Here is a 22,181-nt window from a genome sequence, read left to right as displayed (position 1 = left end):
TCGACTAGTCTCCATATAGGCGCGCGGGCCGTCACCCGCAGCCCGTCAGCTGTGGAAGTCGAGACCCATCTCGCGATAGCGTTCCGGGTCGTCGCCCCAGTTCTCGCGCACCTTCACGAACAGGAAGAGGTGCACCTTCTGCTCGGCCGCCTCGGCGATCTCCTTGCGGGCGGCGGAGCCGATCGCCTTCACGGTCTCGCCCTTGTGGCCGAGCACGATGGCCTTCTGGGAATCGCGCTCGACATAAATCGTCTGCTCGATGCGCACCGAACCGTCCGGCCGCTGCTCCCACAGCTCGGTCTCGACGGTGGAGGCGTAGGGCAGCTCCTGGTGAAGGCGCAGATAGAGCTTCTCGCGTGTGATCTCGGCGGCGAGCTGGCGCAGCGGCAGATCGGAGATCTGGTCCTCCGGGTAGTACCAGGGCCCTTCCGGCAGGCGAGCCGCGAGGAAGTCCATCAGGTCGTCGCAGCCCGAACCGGTGAGCGCCGAGATCATGAAGACGCGCTCGAACTCGGCCTTGGCGGTGATCTCCTGCGTCAGGCCGAGGAGACGGTCGCGCTTGATGCGGTCCACCTTGTTGAGAAGCAGGACCTTCGGCTGCTTCACCTCGGCCAGCCGGTCGAGGATCGCCTGCACCTCCTCGTTGAGGCCACGGTCGGCGTCGACGATCGGCAGCACGATGTCGGCATCCTTGGCGCCGCCCCAGGCGGTGCGCACCATCGCCCGGTCGAGCCGGCGCTTCGGGTTGAAGACGCCGGGCGTGTCCACGAACACGATCTGCGCGCGCGCGCGCGTGGCGATGCCGCGCACCAGGGCGCGCGTGGTCTGCACCTTGTGGGTGACGATCGAGACCTTGGTGCCGACGAGCTGGTTGACGAGCGTCGACTTGCCCGCGTTGGGCGCGCCGAGCAGCGCGATGAAGCCGGACCGCGTGGCCCCCTCGGGCTCGGGCGTCGGCGTCGCGGGCTCGGTCGTCGTGTCGCTGTCGGTCAAGGCGTGTCTCGCTGGTCTGGGCGCACGTCCGGCGCGCCGTGGAAAGGGGGTCGCCCGCCGCGCGGCGGGGACGGTATCATGCCGTCTCGGGCTCCCACACGCCCTCGCGCAGGAGAATGACCTCGGCGGCGCGCTGTTCCGCCACGCGCTTGGACGGCCCCCGCCCTTCGGCGGGCGCGACGTCGGGAATCGTGGCGCGCACGGTGAAGACGGGCTCGTGGTCGGGCCCCGAGCGGTCGAGGAGCTCGTAGGCGGGCGGCGCGCCGGCGCGCCGGTGCGCCCATTCCTGGAGTTCGGTCTTGGGGTCGCGGCGCGCCACCTGCGGACCTTCGAGATGGGGCGCCCAACGCTCCAGCACGAAGGCGCGAGCCGCCTCCAGCCCGTGCTCCAGGTAGATCGCGGCGATCAGCGCCTCCACCACGTCGGCCCGGATCGAGCGGTTCTTGCCCGCCGCCGCGCGCTTGAGGTCCGATCCGTGGCGGATGAACTCGGCGAGGCCGATCTCGTCGGCGACCAGGGCGCAGGTCTGGGCGCTGACCGCGGAGTTGAGGCGCAGCGACAGGTCGCCCTCGTCGGACTTCGGATGGGTCTCGAACAGCCGCTGCGCGATCACCAGGCCGAGCACTCGGTCGCCGAGAAACTCCAGCCGCTCGTAACTCGCGTCCGTCGCCGACCGCTTGAGGCTGGAATGGGTGAGCGCGCGCTCCAGGCGCGCCCGGTCGGAGAAGCGGACGCCGAGCCGCCCCTCGAGCCGGATCAGGGCCTCGGCGCCGCCCTTTACCCGAGCCATGTCAGAATGCGGCTGGGCCGCAGGCTGGACGGCCATTCCCAGACCTCCAGCGGCGAGGCGTCGTTCTCCATGGAGAAGAAGATCACCTGCGCCTTGCCAACGAGGTTCTCGAACGGGACGTAGCCGACGTCGAAACGGCTATCGAGCGAGTTGTCGCGGTTGTCGCCCATCATGAAGTAGTGGTCGGCCGGCACCACGAACTCGCGCGTGTTGTCGCCCACCGAATCTGGCTCGGCATCCAGCGTGTCGTAGGTCACGCCGTTGGGCAGGGTCTCGCGGTATTGCGGGATCTGTGCGCCGGCTTCGGTGGTGAAGAAGCCGTCCGGCACCTTGGGCACGGCCTGGCCGTTGATGAAGAGCACGCCGTCGCGCATCTGGACGCGGTCGCCCGGCAGGCCGATCAGGCGCTTGATGTAGTCGGTCTGCACCTCGTTCGGCTTGCGGAACACGATGATGTCGCCGCGCTCGGGGCTCGAGCCGAGGATCCGGCCGTCGAACAGGTCGGGCGACAGCGGGAAGGAATACTTGGAGAAGCCGTAGGACCACTTCGAGACGAAGAGATAGTCTCCGATCAGCAGCGTCGGCATCATCGAGCCCGACGGGATGGAGAACGGCTGGAACAGGAAGGTGCGGATGACCAGCGCAAGCAGCAGCGCCTGGACGACGACCTTGACCGTCTCCCAGAATCCACCCTTGTCCTTGCTGACGGCACGATCGACCATGCGCATTCTTTCCCGATTGCCGTGGGCGCGTCCCGCCGCACCCGGCTCTAGTAATGTCTTGCAACGGTTTGGGCAACGGCCACGCGGCCTCAGGCTTCGCCGGGCAGCGCCTCGATGACGACGAAGGCCTGGGCGAGCGGAAAGTCGTCGGTGATGGTGAGGTGGATCGCCGCCCGATGCCCCTCGGGCATCAGGGCACGCAGCCGCTCGGCCGCCCCGCCGGTGAGCGCCAGGGTCGGCTTGCCGCCGGGCAGGTTGACGACGCCCATGTCGCGCCAGAACACGCCGCGCGACAGGCCGGTGCCCAGCGCCTTGGCGCACGCCTCCTTGGCGGCGAAACGCTTGGCGTAGGAGGCGGCGCGCTGGGCACGGCGGTCGGATTTCGCCCGCTCCACCGGCGTGTAGACGCGATCCAGGAACCGATCGCCATGCCGCTCCAGCGTCTTCTCGATGCGCCGGATGTCGATGAGGTCGCTGCCGATGCCGACGATCACGGCACCGGCTCCGCGGCCGGGGCGGCCGCCGTCTTATGCCCACGCGCCGCCTGGAAGCTGCGCACGCCCACCAGCACCAGGGCATAGGAAACCAGGGCGAACGCGAGGCCGAGCGGGATCGAGCCGATCAGCATGGGCTTGAGATAGGGGGCCCAGATCGCGGCGAGGTCGCCGTGCGACAGCGCGGCCCCCAGGCTCTCGGGCGCCCGCCCGTCGGGGATCTCGGCGGCCAGCAGGAAGCGACCGATCTCGAAGGTCGCGCCCCAGATCAGCGGATAGGTCAGCGGGTTGCCGATCAGGCAGCCGAGCGCCGCCGCCGGCAGGCTGCCCCGGATCAGGTAGGCGATCACGAAGGCCATTACGAAGTGGAAGCCGAGAAGCGGGGTGCAGGTCGCGAACACGCCGGCCGCCACGCCGGCCGCGATCGCGTGCGGCGTGGCGCGCAGGCGCAGGACCCGCTTCTTCATGTAGGTCAGCGAGCGGCGCCAGGAACGGCGCGGCCAGAGGGCCGCGCGCAGCCTCTGCGAAAGGGTCTCGGGCTGGCGGCGCCTGAACAGCATGGACGTCGGGTTCCTGGATGCGGCTGACCCGGGGCGAGCGACGCGACGGCCGCCCCATGCCCCGTCCTGCCGAGACGAAGCTAGAGCGAGCGGCTACCCGGCTTGATGGGCGCAATTGCGGCAAGCTCGGGCGGCAGTTCGTCCGGCGCGTAGCTCGGCACCTCGTAGGCGGCCAGCGAGACGAGGGGCACGCCCACGTCGACCTTGCCGGCCGACCGGTCCACCACGCAGCCGGCCGCCAGCACGTCGGCGCCGAGCGCGCGCAGGCACTCGATCGTCTCGCGGATGGAGAGGCCCGTGGTGACGATGTCCTCCACGATCACGACGCGCGCGCCGCGCGGGATCTCGAAGCGGCGCAGGCGGAAGACGCCGTTCTCGCGCTCGACGTAGATCGCCGGCGCGCCGAGGTGGCGCGAGGTCTCGTAGGACGGGATCAACCCGCCGACGGCCGGGCCGACGATGTAGTCGATCGGCCCGTCGATGGTGGCACGCAGCTTCTCGGCGAGGGCCCGGCACAGCACTTCCGTGTAGGCGGGATGCATGAAGACGCGGGCCTTCTGCAGGAACACCGGGCTGCGGCGGCCGGAGGTGAGGATGAAGTGTCCCTCGAGATAGGCGCCGGCCTTGCGAAAGATCTCGATGACGTCTTCGGTCTGCATGTCCGACGCTTCCTGCCCTGAGGGATGCCTTCGGAGATCAGCCGTTCACACGAATGGCGTCCGTGACGCAAGACTTGGCCCGCAACTGATTGAGCGTGCGGGTGAGATGCTGGAGATCCCAGACCTCCAGATCCACCGCCATCGTGGTGACGTCCGGCGCCGTGGAGGCCATGGAAAGGTTGTGGATATTGGCGTCGTTGAGCGCGATCGTCTCGGCGATCTCGGCGAGCGTGCCCGGCTCGTTCAGCGCCGACACGCGGATCTTGGCGGGAAAGCGTGCCGTGGTCTCGGCGTCGAGGTCCCAGCGCACGTCGATCCAACGGTTGGGCGAATCGTCGAAATCGGTGAGCGCCGGCGACTGGATCGGGTAGATGGTGATCCCCTGCCCCGCCTCGAAGATGCCGACGATCCGGTCGCCCGGCACCGCCCCGTCGGGCCCGAAGCGCACCGGCAGGTCGCCCACCGCGCCCCGGATCGGAAGCTGCACGAGGCTCGCGTCGCCGTCCATCTCCTCGGGCACGCGGAACACGAGGCCGATGGCCGAGCGGATGTTGAACCAGCCGTCCTTCTGGGCGTGCAGGACGCTCTTGGCGGCGCGGCTGTCCTGGAAGTCGGGATGAACGGCGCGGAACACGTCGGCCGAGGACAGCTCCCCCCGCCCCACGGCGGCCAGCGCGTCCTCGAGCTCGCGATGGCCGACCTTGCCGAGATAGGGCTTCAGACCGTCGCGCGTGAAGGTCTTGCCGGCGCGGTGGAAGGTGCGCTCGAGGATCTGCTGGCCGAGCCCGCAATACTGCTTGCGGATGGCGTTGCGCGCCGCGCGGCGGATGGCCGAGCGCGCCTTGCCGGTGACCGCGACGCTCTCCCAGGCCGGCGGGGGCGTCGCCGCCTTGGAGCGGACGATCTCCACCTCGTCGCCGTTGGTCAGCTCCGTCACCACGGGCATCACGCGCCCGTCGATCTTGCAGCCGACGCAGGTGTCGCCGACATCGGTGTGGACGGCATAGGCGAAGTCGATGGGCGTCGCGCCGCGCGGCAGGGCGATCAAGCGGCCCTTGGGCGTGAAGCAGAAGACCTGGTCCTGGAACAGCTCCAGCTTGGTGTTCTCGAGGAAATCCTCGGGCGTGTCGCCCTCCGCAAGCATCTCGATGGTGCGCCGCAGCCAGGAATAGGCCTCGGACTCGGTGGACAGGGAGACCTGCCCGTCCTTGTAGAGCTCGTGTGCGGCGATGCCGTATTCGTTGACGTGGTGCATCGCGCGCGTGCGGATCTGGAGTTCGACGCGCTGGCGCGAGGGCCCGACGATCGTGGTGTGGATCGATCGGTAGCCGTTCTGCTTGGGGATGGAGATGTAGTCCTTGAAGCGACCCGGCACCAAGGGCCACGTCCGGTGGACGATGCCCAGCGTGCGATAGCAGTCCTCCTCGTCGGCCACGATCACGCGGAAGCCGAAGATGTCGGAGAGCTGCTCCAGCGACAGCGCCTTGCGCTGCATCTTGCTGAACACCGAATAGGGCTTCTTCTGCCGGCCGGAGACGCTGGCGACGATCCCCTTCTCCTTGAGACGCGCGGTCAGCGTCTCCTCGATCTGCGCGATGGTGTCGGCATGGCGCTCGCGCAGCTCGGCGAGCCGCGCCGTCACGGTCGCGTAGGCCTCGGCGTTCAGATACTGGAACGACAACGTCTCCAGCTCCTCGCGCATGTCGTGCATGCCCATGCGCCCGGCGAGCGGCGCATAGATCTCCATCGTCTCCTCGGCGATGCGGGCGCGCTTCTCCGGCTTCATGTGATGGAGCGTGCGCATGTTGTGCAGCCGGTCGGCCAGCTTCACCAGAAGCACGCGGATGTCGTCGGCGATGGCCAGCAGGAGCTTGCGCAGGTTCTCGGCCTGCGCCGTCTTGCGCGACACGAGGTCGAGCCGGCGGATCTTGGTCAGCCCCTCCACCAGCATGCCGATCTTGTGGCCGAAGAGCTGGTCGAGCTCCTTGCGGGTGGCGTCGGTGTCCTCGATCGTGTCGTGCAGCAGCGCCGTGGCGATGGTCGCCTCGTCGAGATGCAGGCCGGTGAGGATCGCGGCGACCTCCAGCGGATGGGAGAAGTACGGATCGCCGTTCACGCGCTTCTGCGCGCCGTGCTTCTGCATCGCGTAGACATAGGCGCGGTTCAGAAGGCCCTCGTCGAGGTTCGGCTTGTAGGCCGCCACGCGCTCGACGAGTTCGTACTGCCGCATCATGCCGGAATGCCTGCTCCGCTCGCCCAAGGAAAAGGGGCGCCCGACGGATGGCCGGGCGCCCCTTCAATATAGGTTGCAATGCGGTAGGACCGAAAGGCCCCAGGCGCCCCGCCGATCAGAAATCGTCGTTCTTCTCCGGCGGGATGAGGCCCTCGATACCGGCCAGGAGGTCGTCCTCCGACATGCGGTCGAAGGCGACGTTGTCGTCGTCGTCCGCCGGGGCGGCGGCGGTGGCGACGCCTTCCTCGGCGGTCTCGGTGATCGCGCCGGCGACCGGGGCCTGCGGCTCGGGCTCGTCCACCTCGACATGCTTCTGCAGCGAGTGGATCAGGTCTTCCTTCAGGTCGTCGGGCGACAGGGTCTCGTCGGCGATCTCGCGCAGCGCCACGACGGGGTTCTTGTCGTTGTCGCGGTCCACCGTGATCGGCTGCCCCTGCGCGATCTGCCGGGCCCGGTGGCTGGCGAGCAGGACGAGCTCGAACCGGTTCTCGACCTTATCGACGCAATCTTCTACGGTGACGCGGGCCATGCCTGTCTCCTTGGGAACGGACGCAGTAAGCTGAAGCGCCCGTGTAACCCCTTGACAACTGGAGCACAAGGGGGCAGCCGCGTTTGAGGCCGCGATCCACCGCCCGCCTCGCGCCGCGGCTGGCCTTGGCGCGTGCGGCGCCCTATGCTCGCGGGGCGGCGCGCGGCTACCGACCGTTCGCCCGCCTCATGCCGCCGAAGGTTTTCCATGTTCGACACCCGCGAGACGATCGCCCTCTTCATCGACGGCGCCAATCTCTACGCAGCCTCCCGATCCCTCGCCTTCGACATCGACTACAAGAAGCTGCTCGCCGCCTTTGGTAAGCGCGGCTACCTCCTGCGCGCCTACTACTACACCGCGCTGATCGAGGATCAGGAGTATTCGTCCATCCGCCCGCTGGTGGACTGGCTCGACTACAACGGCTACCGCGTCGTGACCAAGCCCGCCAAGGAGTTCACCGACCAGCTCGGGCGGCGCCGGATCAAGGGCAACATGGACATCGAACTCGCGGTGGACGCGATGAGCCTTGCCGACACCGTGCATCATTTCGTGCTGTTCTCCGGCGACGGCGACTTCCGTTCGCTGGTGGAGGCGCTGCAGCGCAAGGGCCGCAAGGTCTCGGTGGTCTCGACGCTCGCGACCCAGCCGCCGATGATCGCCGACGAGCTGCGCCGGCAGGCGGACCACTTCATCGACCTGCGCACGCTCCAGCCCGAGATCGGCCGCAGCCAGGCCGAGCGCGAGGCCCGTCTCGCCCGCCGCGCCGAGGCCGAGGCGGACGCGCAGGACGAGGACGACGCCTGACCTTGCTGCCCGCGCACTCCCCTGCCCTGCCCGGCGCCGCCCCGCCGCGGGACTGCCCGCTGTGCCCGCGCCTCGCCGCCTTTCGCGAGGAGTGGCGGGCGCGCGAACCCGGCTGGCACAACGCGCCGGTGGAGACGTTCCTGCCGCGCGCCGGCGCGGACGAGGTCGAGCTTCTGGTGGTGGGCCTCGCGCCCGGAGTGCGCGGCGCCAACCGGACGGGGCGGCCCTTCACCGGCGACTATGCGGGCGACCTCCTCTACGCCACCCTGAAGCGGTTCGGCTTCGCCACCGGCGAGTTCGAGGCCCGGCTGGACGACAGCCTCCAGCTCGTCGGCGCGGCGATCACCAACGCGGTGCGCTGCGTGCCGCCCGAGAACAAGCCGACCGGCCCCGAGATCAACACGTGCCGCCGGTTCCTGACCCCGACGCTGGAGGCGCTGCCGCGACTTCGCGCGCTGGTCACGCTCGGCCGCATCGCCCACGATTCGACGCTGCGCGCGCTCGGCGTCCGGCTCAAGGACGCGCCGTTCAGCCATGGCGGACGCCACGACATCGGCGGCCTGCAACTCGTCTCCAGCTACCATTGCTCGCGCTACAACACGAACACCGGCGTCCTCACGCCCGCGATGTTCGAGGACGTGTTCAGGGCGGTGCGCGAGCATCTGGGATAGACGGCGGCGAAGCGGGCGCCGTCGCGGGGCGGGAGAGGACGGGATGGCGGAAGCGCATGTCGGGCGGGTCGGCTCCGCGATCGCCCTGATCCTCCTTTCGGTGCTCCTGCTTTCGGGCGCCGACGCCGCCGTCAAAGCCGTCTCGGCCGACTTTCCGCTCTGGCAGATCTACGTCGTCAGGTCGCTGTTCGCCGTCCCGATCCTCGCGGCGCTCGCGGCCTTCGCCGCGCCGGGGCGCATGGTGCGCATCGTCCGGCCGCCGGTGGTGCTGCGCTCGCTTCTCCTGACCGGCATGTGGATCGCCTACTATGCCGCGCTTCCGCACATGGACCTGTCGATCGCGGCCACGGCGCTCTACACGACGCCGCTGTTCATCGCGGCCCTGTCGTCATGGCAGGGCCGCGAGGCCATCGCCCGCCGGACCCTCGCCGGCATCGTCCTCGGCTTCCTCGGCGTCGTGGTGATCCTGCGCCCGGCCGGCACGGACTTCTCCCCCTGGGCGCTGCTGCCGATCCTCGGCGCGGTGCTCTATGCCGGGGCGGCGGTGCTGACGCGCACGCGGTGCGCGCAGGAAAGCCCGATCGTCCTCGCCCTGTCGCTCCACGCCTGCCTGCTGGCCGCAGGCCTTCTCGGCTGGCTCGTCGCCGCCGCACAGCCGCCCGGCACCGCCAACCCCTTCCTGTTGGGCTGGTGGACGCCGATGCGCGGCGCGGACTGGGGGCTGATGGTCGCGCTTGGCTGCGTCATGGTCGTGGTCGCGCTCGGCGTCGCGGCCGCCTATCAGCGCGCGCCGCCAGCCGTCGTCGGCACCTTCGACTACGCCTATCTCGTGTTCGCGGCCGCCTGGGGCTTCCTGATCTTCGGGGAACGGCTGGATGCCGTGGCGCTCCTCGGCATCGCGCTCATCGTGGCGGCCGGCATCTTCGTTGTGTCCGGAACCGAATGAGCGGGGCGGGAAGCCGCGGCGCCTTCGTCAGAGCAGCGCGGCGAGCACCTCGCGGAGCCGGTCGGCCCTGCCTTCCGCGAGCCCCGTCTCGATCGCCGCGTGCGTCGCGGTCCAGATCGGGGCGGCGCGAGCGAGAAGCGCCCTGCCCTCCTCCGTCAGCAGGAGACGTCGGATGCGCTTGTCCTTCTCGTCGGTCACCACGCGCAGCCAGCCCTCGCGCTCCAGCGGCTTCAGGTTGGCGGTCAGCGTCGTACGGTCCATCGCCAACAGGGTCGCGACGGAGCCGATCGTCGGCGGTTCCGGCCGATTGAGCGAGATCAGCAGCGAGAACTGACCGCTCTTCAGTCCGAGCGGGCGGAACGCCTCGTCGAAGCGGCGGGACATGGCCCGCGCGGCCCGCTGCGTGTGCAGGCACAGGCAGTGGTCGCGCACATGGAGCGTCGTGGAGAATGGAACGGGAGGCGGGCCGCCGACGGCGGACGGAGGCGGCTCGTTTGACACAGGCACATTGTGTTGATATCAACTTAATTGTCAAGTCATCGAAACCGGCGTCTAGGGAGGATCGCCATGCTCGCGGACAAGACGTCATCCGCCATCGTCGCCGTGGCCGACATGGAGCGCGCCCGGGCCTTCTACGGCACGAGCCTTGGGTTGCCCTGCGTCGAGCAAGGCGACGAGGTCTGCGTCTATGCGACGGGGCCGACGCATCTCGTCGTCTACCGCTCGCGCGAGGCCGGCACCAACCGCGCCAACGCGGCCGTGTTCGATGCGGCCGGCGAGATCGAGGCGATCGTCGCGGACCTTGCCGCAAAAGGCGTCGCCTTCGAGCACTACGAGATGGACGGCGTCACCTATCGTGACGGAATCCACTGGGCCGGCGACGCCAAGATGGTCTGGTTCAAGGATCCCGACGGCAACATCCTGCACATCAACGACATGCCGCGGCCGGTCGGCCACGCCGAGGCGGCCCGATGAAGCGCGAGGACTTCCTGCAAGGCCCCGTCACGGTCACGGCCTACGACTGGGTGCCGGAACTCGCGCAGGGCTTCGTCCGCGACCTTCGCCTGCGTTGGGCGCTGGAGGAGGCGGGCTTCGCCTACGAGGCGCGGCTCATTCCCCATTCGAAACGCGAAAGCGCGGAAAACCTCGCCCGCCAGCCGTTCGGCCAGGTTCCGGTGCTCGGCGTCGCCGATCGATCGATGTTCGAGAGCGGCGCCTGCGTCTGGCGCATCGCCGAGGCAAGCGACGACTTGCTGCCCAGCGCGCCCGCGGAGCGGGACGCCTGCTTCTCCTGGGTGTTCGCCGCGCTCGACACGCTGAGCCCGGCGATCGACCGTCTTGCCTTCCTGCGTCACTTCGCGGACGATCGCGAGGCGGCCGAACGGATCGAGGCGCAGGCGGCGGGCCTCCTGCGGGCGAAGCTGGCGCATCTGGCCGCCGCGCTCGGCGAGCGCCCCGTCCTCGTGGGTGATCGCTTCACCGTGGCGGATCTGCTGATGGCCTTCGTGCTGCGCAACGTCGAGGCGAACGGCGACCTCGCCCCCTTCCCGGCGCTCGGCGCCTATGTCCGACGCCACACGTCGCGGCCCGCCTTCGCACGCGCGCTGGAGGCACAGATGGCGCCGTTTCGCGAGAATGCGGCGAGATACGCCGCCGCCGACTGAGGGCTCCGCGCGGAGCGCCTTTCCAACGCAAAGGGAGAGACCGATGGCCTACGTCATGGGATGCGTGATTCCCGTCGAGGGATCGAACCGGGACCGCTTCGTGGAGCAGGCGCGCGAGCTGGCGCCCATCTTCCGCGAGTTCGGCGCCTCGAGCGTCGTCGATGCGGTCGGCGACGATGTCCCGCACGGAACGCACACCGATATCCATCGCTCGGTCGACGGTCGGGACGGCGAACTCGTCGCCTTCGGATGGATCGACTGGCTCGACCGCGCGGCCAAGGAAGCGGGCGAGGCGAAGATGATGGCCGATCCGCGCATGGACATGTCCGACATGGCCTTCGACGGAAAGCGCATGATCTTCGGCGGGTTCGAGCCCGTGGTCGACGAGGGGCCGGGCGGCGCCTTCGGCTATGTCGACGGGTTCGTCCTCGCCGTGCCCACCGCCCGGCGCGACGCCTTCGTCCGACACTGCCGGGCCGCGGCCGAGGTGGTGCTGCGCCACGGGGCGACGCGCCATGTGGAATGCTGGGGCGTCGACGTGCCCGAGGGCAAGGTGACCGACTTCCGGCGCGCCGTTCAGGCGAAGCCCGACGAGACGGTGTGCTTCTCCTGGATCGAGTGGCCGGACAAGGCGGCGCGCGACACCGGGCAGAAGGGTATCATGGCGGAGATGGAAACGGCGCTGGAGGACAACCCGATGCCGTTCGACGGCAAGCGACTGATCTATGGCGGCTTCCAGGTCGTCAGCCGGGAGGCATGACCATGGTCAACCCACACGGCACACCGATCTGGTACGAACTGGTGACCGACGACGCCGACGCGGCGGAGCGGTTCTACGGAGACGTCCTCGGCTGGCGCTTCCGGCGGCCGCCCGGCGGGCTGGGGCGCGACTACCGCGTGGCGGAGACGAACGGCACCGGCGTCGCGGGCGTGATGGCCCGGCCGGAGGGAATGGCGATGCCGCCGCGCTGGCTGGTCTATTTCGGCGTCGACGACGTCGATCGGGCGGCGGCGGACGCGGCCGAGGCCGGCGCCTCGATCCATGTCCCGCCGACCGACATTCCGGGGATCGGGCGTTTCGCCTTCGTGGCCGATCCGCAGGGCCAGATGCTCTATCTGATGCGCGGCGCCGGCGAGGCGGACTCTCAGGCCTTCCGATGCGGCGAGGCCGTTCCCGGGGGACATGCGGTCTGGAACGAGCTGTCGACCCCCGACCCGGACGCCGCCCTCGCCTTCTACGGGCGCGTCCTGCGCATGCGGACGGAGGGCGGAATGCCCATGGGAAATCTCGGCGAGTATCGCTTCCTGCATGTCGGCCCGGCCTGCATCGGCGCCGTGATGGGCGAGATGCCGAACGGCCGGCCCGGCTGGCACGTCTACTTCGCCGTGGACGATATCGACGCCGCCGCCACGCGGCTCGAGGCGGCGGGCGGACACGCGGTGCAGGGGCCGGACCCGATCCCCGGCGGCGCCTTCTCGCTGGTGGCCGAGGACGCTCGCGGCGCGCGCTTCGGCCTCGTCGGTCCACGCACCGCCTTGGCCGTCTGATCGAGGCGCGTTCGGGGCTTAGGGTAAGACGTCAGGCCGCGCGCGGCTCCGGCCCCCGGCATCCGCCAGGGGGCGCTCAGCCGAAAGGCGAGCCGCCCTGCCCCGGACGCCGGTGCCTCAGTGCCGCCGCCCTCCGGCCGGGGATCGACGCTGCCGGAGCCAGTCCACCACGTCGGCGGCGCTGCGGTCGGGCGGAAACACCGGATACAGGGCGGCGACGATCTCGCCGTCCTGCGCGATCATGGTGAGGCGCTTGAGCAGCGTGTCGCCGTCCGCCTCGAAGGTCGGAAGCTCCAGCATCTCCTGGAGTTCCAGGGCGGCGTCGGACAGGAGCGGAAACGGCAGGCGCAGCCGCTCGGCCGCCTCGCGCTGATAGGCGGTGGTCTGCGTCGAGACGCCGAACACCGCCGAGACGCCGAGCTCGCGCAACTCCTGCCAGTGGTCGCGAAAGGAGCAGGCCTGCGGGGTACAACCCCGCGCGCCGGGGATCTCGTTCCAGCCGCCGGGCAGCGGCGCGCCGGGTCGGCCCGTCATCGGATAGGCGTAGACGACGACGAGCCCGCGGGTACGGGAGAGGTCGACCTGCCCGCCCGCGGTGGAGGACAAGGCGACGGCCGGAAGCCGGCGTCCGGCGAGGTGCGACGCCGCCCCGTCGTCGACCGGCGGCTCGAGGCCCTCCGGCGGGGTGGAAAGATCGGTCATCGCACGGCCCTCCCCATCGTTTTCGGGGGAGCGTAAACCCTGCGGGAGGAAGCGCAAGGGCCTGGGCGTCAGTCGCGCCCGGCTTCCTTCATCACCCGCTGCTTCTGACGGTTCCAGTCGCGCTCCTTCATGGACTCGCGCTTGTCCGGCGCGTTCTTGCCGCGCGCGACGGCCAGTTCCAGCTTCGCCCGCCCTTGATCGTTGAAATAGATCTTGAGCGGCACGAGCGTCATGCCGTCGCGCTGCACCGCGCCGGCCAGCCGGTTGCGCTGCGTCTTGTGGACCAGGAGCTTCCGGCGGCGCTTCGGCTCGTGATTGAAGCGGTTTGCCTGGAGGTATTCGGGCACGTAGGAGTTGATCAGCCAGATCTCGCCGTCCTCCTCCGTGGCGTAGGATTCGGCGATCATCGCCTTGCCGAGGCGCAGCGACTTCACCTCCGTGCCCGTCAGCACGAGCCCGGCCTCGAGCGTGTCCACGATCTCGTAGTTGAAGCGCGCCTTACGGTTCTCGGCGGCGATGTTGGACTTGGACTTGGCGGGTTTGGCCATGGGGTGGAGCGGCTCGAAGAGGAGGACGGGGGGCGGCGGCGGGGCCGGCGCGTCCCCCTAGATGGGCCTCGCGGGCCCTCCGATCAATTCAGAAGGCCGGCGTGGCGCAGCGCGTCGTCGATCGCGACCTGCGTGGAGGCCTCGACGGGCACCAGGGGCAGGCGCACGTGGTTGCGGCCCTTGCCGATGCGCGACAGGGCGTACTTGGTGCCCGAGACGCCCGGCTCGGTGAAGATCGCCTTGTGAAGCGGCATCAGTCGGTCCTGGTATTCCAGCGCCAGGGCGAACTCGCCGGCCAGGCACGCTTCCTGGAGCGCGGCGCACAGGCGCGGCGCGACGTTCGCCGTCACCGAGATGCAGCCGCGACCGCCATGGGCGACGAAGCCGAGCGCCGTCGCGTCCTCGCCCGAAAGCTGGATGAAGTCCTTGCCGCAGGCGAGGCGCTGTTCCGGCACGCGGTCGAGCTTGGCGGTCGCGTCCTTGACGCCGACGATGTTGGGAAAGTCGCGCGCGAGGCGCCCCATGGTCTCGGGCAGCATGTCCACCACCGAGCGCGGCGGAATGTTGTAGATGACGATGGGGGTCGAGACCGCGCGCGCGATCGCCGCGAAATGCTCGTAGAGCCCGCGCTGCGTCGGCTTGTTGTAGTAGGGCGTGACCACGAGGATGCCGTCGGCGCCGGCCTTCTCGGCAAAGCGCGCCAAGTCGATCGCCTCCACGGTGTTGTTCGACCCCGCGCCCGCGATCACCGGCACGCGGCCGGCGGCCGTCTCGATGCAGATCTCCACGGCGCGCTTGTGCTCGGCATGGGTCAGCGTCGGGCTTTCGCCCGTTGTGCCGACCGGCACGAGCCCGTGCGAGCCCTCGGCGATCTGCCACTCGATCAGGGCGCGGAACCCGTCCTCGTCGAGGCTGCCGTCCTCGGCGAAGGGCGTTACCAAGGCTGGCATCGAGCCCTTGAAGGTCATGTCGTCACTCCCGTCGACGTGCGGATGATGGTGCCGAAGCGACGTCGGGCGTGCTCGGGTCGGGCGATGGGCTCGAGGGTCCCAGGCCGCTCGCCGGGCGACCGGGACCGTGGCCGATCGTCCGCGCGGACGGGCGCACCATAAAGAAGCCATCACGACGAAACAAGCGAAGGCAACCACGGGAATGGGCGAGGGTTTACGCCTTCTTCACCGCGTTGGGGCAAGCTTTGGTCAACCATGCGAGCCCTCGGTCGCGCGCGTGTGGCAGCATTGCAGCAGGAGGTCAGATGAAACGCTCGATCCGTGCCAAGGCGCTCCTCGCGCCCGCCCTCCTGTCGGTGCTCCTCACCGGAACGGCCACCGTGCATTCGTTCGAGATGCCGCGCCTCGGCCTGCCGGAGATCAAGGTCCCGCGGCTGTTCGGGCGCAAGGAGGCGCAGCCCGACCCCAACCGGTTCGGCACGCCGCCAGCGCCGCCCGCCTCGGCCAATCCGCTGGTCCGCCGGCCTCAGGCCCCACCGGCCGCCGCGCCCGGCGCCGGCTCGTCGGACGCCATGGCCTTCACCTCCTCGATCGCCGCGATGGGATCGCGCGTGTCCAGCGTCGCGCCGATCCGGGGCGACCTCCAGACCGGGCTCGACGCGACGCATCGCGACATTCCGCGCGCGCTGGCGATCCGCGAGGGGATGACGCCGGGCTCGCTCGACCGGCACATCCTCTCCTGGGCCATCGCGCTGCGCGGCACCAGCGACGTGCCCGCCGCCGAGATCGCCCACACGGCGCTGGAGCTGCGCGGCTGGCCGGGCATGGCCACGATCCGCGCCAACCTGGAGCGGGCGCTGCTGCGCGACCCGATGCCCGCGCGCGACGTCGTGGCGGCCTTCGCCGGCGACGCGCCGCGCACGCCGGAAGGCTCCATGGCGCTGGCGCAGGCCTATCTGGCGCTCGGCCAGGCGGGCAAGGCGAAGGAGCTGATCGTCCGCTCCTGGCGCAACGACCGCCTGGACAAGACGCTGGAAGCGCGCATGCTCTCCACGTTCGGCGCGTTGCTGACGCGCGCCGACCACAAGTTCCGCATGGACAAGCTCCTCTATGCCGACCGGGTGGGCGACGCCTCGCGCGTCGCGTCGCTGGCCAACGCCGAATCGCTGTTCAAGGCGCGGGCGGCCTCGATCCAGGGAGCGGGCAATGCCGAGGCGCTGCTTGCGGGCGTGCATCCGAGCCTCAAGTCCGATCCGAGCTACCTGTTCACCGCGGCCGAGAACCTGCGCAAGAAGAATCGCATCCTGGAAGCGGCCGCGGTCATGGAAAGGGCGCCGCGTGACCGCAACGCCCTGGTCGATCCCGACGCGTGGTGGAATGAGCGCCGCATCATCTCGCGCATGCTTCTGGAGAAGGGCGAGCGCCGGGCCGCCTACCGCCTCGTCGCCTCGCATTCGGCCGAAGGCGTGACCGAGGCGGTGGAAGCCGAGTTCCACTCGGGCTGGTACGCGCTGCGCTACCTGAACGATCCCGCCACCGCGGCCAAGCATTTCGCCCGGATCGGGCAGATCTCGTCGCGCCCGCTCACCCAGTCCCGCGCCTTCTACTGGATGGGACGGGCCGCCGAGGCGGGCGGCCCGGGCAGCGCGCGCGAATACTACGGACGCGCCGCGCGCTATGGCGCCACCTATTATGGCCAGCTCGCCGCCGCCAAGCTCGGCCGCGCCCCCGGCGAGATCGCCTATCCGCGCCCGTCGGACGCCGAGCGTCGCACGTTCGAGCGCCGCGAGGCGGTGCAGGCGATCAAGCGGCTGGAATCGATCGGCTCCTCCTGGCGTGCCGACAGCCTGTACCGCGCGCTGGCGGACGAGCTCGACAGTCCCGGCGAGCTCGCGATCCTGTCCTCGATGGCGGAGCGGCGGGGCGACCACAGCCTGGCGCTCGGCGTCGGCAAGGCGGCCTACGCGCGCGGCGTCGACGCGCCCGCCCTCGCCTTCCCGATCGGCGTCATCCCGGCAAGCGCCAACATCTCGGCTTCCGGCAAGGCGCTGGCCTACGCGATCGCCCGGCAGGAAAGCGCCTTCAACCCGACCGCCAAGTCGCCGGTCGGCGCGCTGGGCCTTCTCCAGGTGATGCCCGCGACCGGACGCAGCCTCGCCAAGAACGCCGGCCTCAGCTACTCGGACTCCAAGCTGCAGAACGACGTGTCGTTCAACACCCTGCTCGGCACGCAGTATCTCGGCCAGCAAATCTCGAGCTTCGACGGCTCCTACATCCTCACCTTCGCGGCCTACAACGCGGGGCCCCGGCGCGCGCGCGAATGGATCGACCGGTTCGGCGACCCGCGCCGCAAGTCGATCGACGAGGTGGTGGACTGGGTGGAGTTGATCCCCTTCACCGAAACCCGCAACTACGTGCAGCGGGTGATGGAGAACTACCAGGTCTACAAGATGCGCCTCGGCGCCGGATTCGACATCGAGCGCGACCTGACGCTCGGCCGCCGGAACTGACGGCGCTTCGCCGCTCCATCGCCGCCCCTGATGCCCCGGTGCCGCCACGGCGCCGGGGCATCTTCGTATGGAGCGGGCCGCCGGTCGGCTCGGGGCCGGGCGGCGGAACCGTGGAACGCGAGCGCCTGCCGGACGGTGACATGCCGGCCCTCGCCGGCTTCGCTATCCAGGCGATGCGAGACGAGGCGGAAGACGGACCCCCGATCGGCCATCGCGACATGTGACCATGTCTCCGGCGGCCCCTCGGCCGCGAAGGCGACGAAACGCCACCAAGCCTGCGGGTGACGGATAGCGGATCGACGGAGACAGCGCGGCGCCTCGCTAAACCGAACCGCATCTTTTCGCAAAGCTCGCGGATGGCCGCTTCAAGAGCTGTTCGCTCGCTCGATGGCGCCCTCGCCCACCGGCAGTCCGCGATCGGGTGCGCGGAACGCGAGGATGTCGGTCCCACCCGCGCGCCGACGAGGACCGGCGCGGGCCCCTTGCGCGGACGCCGCGCGGCCGGACCGCGCCGTCGCGGCTCAGCCGAAGGTCGAAACGCAAAAGGCCCGGCTTGCGCCGGGCCTTTCGTTTCCGATCCGAAGGTTCGGATTAGAAGTTGCGCTGGAAGCGCAGGAAGCCGTTGACCTGATCGGTGTCGCCGATCGGACCACCGAAGTCGACGTTCTTGTACGAGACTTCCGCCAGCGTCGCGAAGTTGTTCGTGATCTGGTAGCCGACGTTGCCGACCACGGCGTAGTAGTCACCCGACAGGTTGACCGGAACGACCGTGCCCAGCGGGCTGATCGCCAGGAACTGCGTGTCGAAGGTCTCGCCGTACTGGCCCGAGAGAGCCAGGCCGAGCTTGCCGAACGCCTGGGCGTAGCCCGCACCGGCGGCCCACTCGAGAACGATCGGCAGCGAGCCCGGGGTCGGGTTCAGGATGTTCGGGTTGTTGGCGGCGAAGGTGTTGACCGTGGCCAGACCGTCGATCGAGGCGTAGACCGTCGGGTCGAAGGCGTAGTGACCCTCGATCTTCAGCTGCGACTCAGGCGCGATCAGGTCCTTCAGGAGCACGCCGCCCTTCAGAGCGAAGGCGTCGTTGTTGCCGTCCTGGAGAAGCGTCGGGTAGGCGCCCGACAGCGTCACGAAGTCCAGGTTGTCGCCGAACAGGTTGGCGAGGTCTTCCTGGTTGAAGGTCTCGTCGTAGACGGCCGACAGGAACGCACCGCCCCAGGCACCCGAGTAGACGATCTTGCCGTGGATGTCCGGAACCACGTCGCCGGTGCCGTCGTCCTCGAGGCCGATCGTGGCCGAGAAGCCGCCGGCGGCGAAGGTGTAGGACACCTGGTTGGTGTTGAAGTCGCCGACCACGAGGTCGGTGTCGGTCAGAAGGCCGTCCTCGAGACCGCCGATGTCCGACGACCAGAGCGAGTCACGGTAGCCCATGAGCAGGCCGCCGAGCTGGATGTAGGCCTGATCGATCGCCACGCCGTTGTTGGCGCCCGAGGTGTTGGTCGCCTGGAGACGGGCGAAGGCGCGCAGGGTGCCGAGCTCGGTCTCTTCGCGGGCGTCGAAGTTCAGACGGGCGCGGACGCGGGAAGCGAGCTGGTAGTCGTCACCCTCGAGGTTGACGGCCGGGTCGCCGGCGACGTTCACCTGGAAGCGGACGTAACCGCCGACCGAAAGGCAGGTCTCGGTGCCCGGGATGTAGTAGAAGCCCTTGCCGTAGACGTCGCAGACGCGGACGTAGTCGACCGGCTCGGGCTCGACGGCGACGATGGCGTCGGCCGCACGAGCGCCGGAAACTGCAACGAGGGCCGCAGCGGAGCCAAGAAGAAGGCTCTTGATGTTCATGTCCTGACCTCCAGTCAAGTTATAGGTTAGGGTTGGGCTTTTGTTTCGAAGGACAGCCTTCCCTGCCCCATCCCCTGCAGAAGTCCGGGTCGTCCCCCGCGCTTCTGATGGTGAGAATATTCAGGCTGGCTTGGGATGCAATCACGGAAACGCCATACGACCGCCTTGGAGGCGCGTTGGTCACACCGCTGTTGCACACGCGCCACGATCACGTTCACCGGCCGTTAGGAATTGCGGCGCTTTCGCGGGAAAGCCTGCGCGAGGCTGACCAAACCCTTGCGCGGACGGGCCTTGCCAGCCTCGGGCAACCCTCGCGAGGGGCGCGACGCGACGCGGCGAACGCCCCTTGCGACGCTCGCGCCGCGTCGCACGCTGCCCGACGTCCGCCGCGTCAGAGGCGAAAGATGGGCGCTCCGATGTCGCGGAAGTCGCGTTCGCGGCACGTCAGGACGATCACCTGAAGCCCCTCGGCCGCCTTGCGCAGGACGTGGTGCATCCGCTCCAGCCGCCGCTCGTCCGTGTTCACCAGCGCGTCGTCCAGGATCACCGCGGCGGGATGGCCGCTCTTCTTGATAACGTCGGCCAGCGCGAGCCGCGTGACCACGGCGACCTGTTCGCGCGCGCCGGCCGACAGGCGATGGAACTCCTCGTCCACGCCGCCGCGACGCAGGCCGGTCAGTTCCAGCGTGCCCTCGTCAAGCGCAATGTCGGAATCGGGGTGGATGAGCCGCAGATAGGGGGCGACATGCGACTTGATCGGCGCCAGCCACGATTCGTGCGCCTCGCGCTGGGCCTGCAGCAGGGTCTGGTGCAGGAGACGCGACGCATCCGCCTCCAGCGCAAGCCGCGCCCGGGCGCGCTCCGCCTGCTCCGCCTCGCCCTCGAGCCTTGCGATCTCCTCGTCGAGCGCGTTGGCGCCCTGGACCCGCAGCTCGCCTTCAAGACTGGCGATCTCGGCGCGCAGCGCCAGAAGCGTGCGCTCGATCTCGTCGCGAGCGCGCCGCTTGGCCACGACCGTCCGCTCCACGGTCTCGGGATCGCCCTCCGCCAAGGCCCGCCGACGCGCCTCGGCCACGGCCTCTCGCGCCGCGCGCTCCAGTTCGGCCGCCGCGAGATCCTCGCGCAGCGCGGCCGCCGGGCGCGCCGCCTCGGCCTCCTCGATCTCGGCGCGCAGCCGCAGCGCCTCGGCCCCGCGATGGGCGACCCGCGCTTCCGCCGCGACCCGCTCCGATTCGCCGGCGCGCAGATCGCGGCGCGCGGCCTCCAGCTCACCCTCGGCGCGGGACGCCCCTTCGCGCGCGCCCTGCGCCTCGGCGCGCGCGGCGACCAGATCCACCACCATCTCCGGCCCGTCGCCGCGCGGCAGGCGGGCCAGCGCCTCGCGCAGCCCCCGCAGCTCGGCGTCCGACGCCTCGAGCCCCGAGGGCAGCCTTGCCGCCAGCAGCTCGCGAAGCCGCTTGCGCTCCGCGTCGCGCTCTTCGCCTTCGCGGACGGCACGCCGGACGTCCTCGACCGAGGACCGGCCGAGCGCGGACAGGCGCGCCGCCAGCCGCTCGCGGCTGCGGGCCGCCTCGTCCGCCAGGGCCGCCGAGCCGCCGCCGGGCTCGACCGTCACCGTGCCGAAGCCCGGCAACGCGAAGGTGCTGCGCCGGGAGACCACATGGGCCGCCGAGTCGGAGAGCGATTCGCCGTCGAGCAGGATCGCGGCCCCGGCCTTCTCGGGCGCGAAGCGGACCGTCGGGGAGGCCGCCGAGAGGCGGATCTCCGCCTCGCGGCACAGACGCTCGATCTCTTCCAGTTCAGCCAGCGCGCGAGGCGCGGGGGTGCCGCCGCCCGCCTCCTCGCGCAGCGCGTCGAGGCGGGCGGCGAGACGCCGGCCTTCGGCGAGCTGCGCGTCGAGCCGCTCGATCTCGCGCGACAGGCGCAGGCGCTCGTCGGCGAGGCGTGCCGTCTCGGCGCGCCGCTCGGCCGCCTCCAGCGCGGCGCGGGCGATGGCGAGCGCGTCCTCGCGTTCGCCAAGGTGGCGACGCTCGCGCTCCGACGCCGAATGGAGTTCGGCAAGACGCTGGCGCTCCGCTCCTTCGAGCGCCACGGCCTGCGCGACGGCGGCGGCGAGCGCCTCGCGCCGCCGAACGCGCTCGCCCGCGTGCTCGCGCGCCGCGAGCGCGTGCTTCAACTCGCGTTCGGCGTCGGCGCAGTCGCGGCGCAGGTCGCCGAGCGCCCGCTGCTCCGCCTCGACGCGCGCCAAGGCCGCCGCCGCCTGTCCCGCCGCGTCGTCCCCCTCGTAGGAACGGAGCACCGAGCGCCGATCGGACAGGCGCTGCAGCCTGGCGCGGTAGTCGGCGAGCGCCATGCGCCGCTGGGCCAGCTCCTCGCGCAGCCGCTCGAGGTGCTCCTCGGCCTCGCGCAGTGGCGAGCTTGTCTTGACGCGCAGCGTCTCTGTGAAGAACCGGTCCTGGCTCGCGCGCGAGGCGGCGATCAGCGCCCGGCCCCGCTCGCCGCCCAGGACCTGCGTCACCTCGCCCTCCAGCGAAGCCGTCACCGCGTCGCGCCCGGCGCCCAGGTCGATGCCTTCGGTGGACCGGCCCTGGTTGACCCAGAGCAGACCGAACGTGCCCACGAAATCGCCGTCCCGCGACTTGCGAGCGCCAGAATGGGTGAAACGGAGCAGCTCGGCCAGCCGCTCCTCCACCGCGTCGCCCTGCAGCCGGCCGCCGGACCAGGACAGCTCGGCCTCGGGCTTCTGGAGAAACGCCTTGCGCAGACGATAGTCGGTGCCGCCGAGCGAGAACGCGACCTCGACCTCGGGGCGCGCCTGTCGCCCGTAGGGCACGAGCGCGCGCGTCGCCTCGCCGCTGGAGCGATGCTTCTGGAAGAAGGCGGCGCGCAGGGCGGCCAGGACCGTCGACTTGCCGGCCTCGTTGTCGCCGACGATCACGTTGAGACCGCTCTCGAACCGATCGAGAACCAGGGAGGACACGCCCGCGAACTCGCGAAGCGTCAGCGCGCGCAGGTACAAGGC

General features: G+C 70.2%; 22 protein-coding genes. 8 read left to right on the top strand and 14 right to left on the bottom strand.

The window, feature by feature from the left end; translation table 11 throughout:
* Positions 1–45 precede the first annotated feature (45 nt).
* From era to rpoZ, 8 genes are all read right to left on the bottom strand, one after another.
* Positions 46–993 (bottom strand): GTPase Era, encoded by a 948-nt coding sequence (gene era, locus D3218_RS08225; protein WP_119539521.1) that lies wholly within the window; start codon positions 991–993, stop codon positions 46–48.
* A 76-nt stretch (positions 994–1,069) separates the two neighbouring features.
* On the bottom strand, positions 1,070–1,783 hold the full coding sequence (rnc, locus tag D3218_RS08220) for a ribonuclease III (protein ID WP_119539520.1): 714 nt from the start codon (positions 1,781–1,783) through the stop codon (positions 1,070–1,072).
* Entirely contained in the window at positions 1,771–2,505 is a 735-nt protein-coding gene (lepB, locus tag D3218_RS08215; protein ID WP_119539519.1) for a signal peptidase I, read from the bottom strand. Before lepB ends, rnc begins: the two co-directional genes overlap by 13 nt.
* Positions 2,506–2,594: 89 nt before the next feature.
* Complete coding sequence (gene acpS, locus D3218_RS08210) at positions 2,595–2,999, bottom strand: holo-ACP synthase (protein WP_119539518.1); 405 nt, start codon at positions 2,997–2,999, stop codon at positions 2,595–2,597.
* Positions 2,996–3,559 (bottom strand): DUF2062 domain-containing protein, encoded by a 564-nt coding sequence (locus tag D3218_RS08205; protein ID WP_119539517.1) that lies wholly within the window; start codon positions 3,557–3,559, stop codon positions 2,996–2,998. The genes acpS and D3218_RS08205 overlap by 4 nt, the downstream gene beginning before the upstream one ends.
* Before the next feature lie 80 nt (positions 3,560–3,639).
* Positions 3,640–4,218 carry an orotate phosphoribosyltransferase gene (gene pyrE / locus D3218_RS08200; RefSeq protein WP_119539516.1) on the bottom strand — a complete coding sequence of 193 codons (579 nt, stop codon included), beginning with the start codon at positions 4,216–4,218 and terminating at the stop codon, positions 3,640–3,642.
* 37 nt (positions 4,219–4,255) lie between these two features.
* Positions 4,256–6,451, bottom strand: coding sequence for a RelA/SpoT family protein (locus D3218_RS08195; protein WP_119539515.1), 2,196 nt, complete (start codon positions 6,449–6,451; stop codon positions 4,256–4,258).
* A 115-nt stretch (positions 6,452–6,566) separates the two neighbouring features.
* Positions 6,567–6,980, bottom strand: coding sequence for a DNA-directed RNA polymerase subunit omega (rpoZ, locus tag D3218_RS08190; RefSeq protein ID WP_119539513.1), 414 nt, complete (start codon positions 6,978–6,980; stop codon positions 6,567–6,569).
* 207 nt (positions 6,981–7,187) lie between these two features.
* Between rpoZ and D3218_RS08185 the strand changes: the two genes are divergently transcribed.
* From D3218_RS08185 to D3218_RS08175, 3 genes are read left to right on the top strand one after another with little or no spacing between them, the layout of a single operon-like run.
* On the top strand, positions 7,188–7,784 hold the full coding sequence (locus D3218_RS08185) for a LabA-like NYN domain-containing protein (protein WP_119539511.1): 597 nt from the start codon (positions 7,188–7,190) through the stop codon (positions 7,782–7,784).
* Positions 7,781–8,455 (top strand): uracil-DNA glycosylase, encoded by a 675-nt coding sequence (locus D3218_RS08180; RefSeq protein WP_425359300.1) that lies wholly within the window; start codon positions 7,781–7,783, stop codon positions 8,453–8,455. Before D3218_RS08185 ends, D3218_RS08180 begins: the two co-directional genes overlap by 4 nt.
* Before the next feature lie 43 nt (positions 8,456–8,498).
* Positions 8,499–9,401 (top strand): DMT family transporter, encoded by a 903-nt coding sequence (locus D3218_RS08175; RefSeq protein WP_119539509.1) that lies wholly within the window; start codon positions 8,499–8,501, stop codon positions 9,399–9,401.
* 27 nt (positions 9,402–9,428) lie between these two features.
* Here the strand turns inward: D3218_RS08175 and D3218_RS08170 are convergent, their stop codons facing one another.
* Positions 9,429–9,833: a MarR family winged helix-turn-helix transcriptional regulator gene (locus D3218_RS08170; RefSeq protein ID WP_245414974.1), complete on the bottom strand. Its 405-nt coding sequence runs from the start codon at positions 9,831–9,833 to the stop codon at positions 9,429–9,431.
* A 135-nt stretch (positions 9,834–9,968) separates the two neighbouring features.
* On the opposite strand from D3218_RS08170, the gene D3218_RS08165 reads away from it, so the two are divergent.
* The 4 genes from D3218_RS08165 to D3218_RS08150 are packed head-to-tail and all read left to right on the top strand — an operon-like array spanning position 9,969 to position 12,613.
* Positions 9,969–10,376, top strand: a complete 408-nt coding sequence (locus D3218_RS08165) for a VOC family protein (RefSeq protein ID WP_119539507.1) — start codon at positions 9,969–9,971, stop codon at positions 10,374–10,376.
* Positions 10,373–11,065, top strand: coding sequence for a glutathione S-transferase family protein (locus D3218_RS08160; RefSeq protein WP_210209657.1), 693 nt, complete (start codon positions 10,373–10,375; stop codon positions 11,063–11,065). Before D3218_RS08165 ends, D3218_RS08160 begins: the two co-directional genes overlap by 4 nt.
* A 43-nt stretch (positions 11,066–11,108) precedes the next feature.
* Positions 11,109–11,825, top strand: coding sequence for a DUF1428 domain-containing protein (locus D3218_RS08155; RefSeq protein WP_119539505.1), 717 nt, complete (start codon positions 11,109–11,111; stop codon positions 11,823–11,825).
* 2 nt (positions 11,826–11,827) lie between these two features.
* A complete protein-coding gene (locus tag D3218_RS08150; RefSeq protein ID WP_119539504.1) occupies positions 11,828–12,613 on the top strand; it encodes a VOC family protein in 786 nt (261 codons plus the stop codon).
* Positions 12,614–12,730: 117 nt separating this feature from the next.
* On the opposite strand, the gene D3218_RS08145 is transcribed toward D3218_RS08150, so the two are convergent.
* From D3218_RS08145 to dapA, 3 genes are all read right to left on the bottom strand, one after another.
* Positions 12,731–13,315: a peroxiredoxin gene (locus D3218_RS08145; RefSeq protein WP_119539502.1), complete on the bottom strand. Its 585-nt coding sequence runs from the start codon at positions 13,313–13,315 to the stop codon at positions 12,731–12,733.
* A gap of 68 nt (positions 13,316–13,383) precedes the next feature.
* Entirely contained in the window at positions 13,384–13,863 is a 480-nt protein-coding gene (smpB, locus tag D3218_RS08140) for an SsrA-binding protein SmpB (RefSeq protein ID WP_119539500.1), read from the bottom strand.
* A gap of 83 nt (positions 13,864–13,946) precedes the next feature.
* Positions 13,947–14,831 (bottom strand): 4-hydroxy-tetrahydrodipicolinate synthase, encoded by an 885-nt coding sequence (gene dapA / locus D3218_RS08135; protein ID WP_119539498.1) that lies wholly within the window; start codon positions 14,829–14,831, stop codon positions 13,947–13,949.
* 377 nt (positions 14,832–15,208) lie between these two features.
* On the opposite strand from dapA, the gene D3218_RS08130 reads away from it, so the two are divergent.
* Complete coding sequence (locus D3218_RS08130) at positions 15,209–17,323, top strand: lytic transglycosylase domain-containing protein (protein WP_425359299.1); 2,115 nt, start codon at positions 15,209–15,211, stop codon at positions 17,321–17,323.
* 591 nt (positions 17,324–17,914) lie between these two features.
* On the opposite strand, the gene D3218_RS08125 is transcribed toward D3218_RS08130, so the two are convergent.
* Both D3218_RS08125 and D3218_RS08120 read right to left on the bottom strand, forming a co-directional pair.
* A complete protein-coding gene (locus D3218_RS08125; RefSeq protein WP_119539495.1) occupies positions 17,915–19,159 on the bottom strand; it encodes a porin in 1,245 nt (414 codons plus the stop codon).
* A gap of 391 nt (positions 19,160–19,550) precedes the next feature.
* Positions 19,551–22,178 carry an AAA family ATPase gene (locus D3218_RS08120; protein WP_119539493.1) on the bottom strand — a complete coding sequence of 876 codons (2,628 nt, stop codon included), beginning with the start codon at positions 22,176–22,178 and terminating at the stop codon, positions 19,551–19,553.
* Positions 22,179–22,181: the final 3 nt, after the last annotated feature.

The sequence above is a fragment of the Aureimonas flava genome (assembly GCF_003583935.1).
GTDB lineage: Bacteria > Pseudomonadota > Alphaproteobacteria > Rhizobiales > Rhizobiaceae > Aureimonas > Aureimonas flava.
This window is presented reverse-complemented; position numbering and strand designations above follow the sequence as displayed.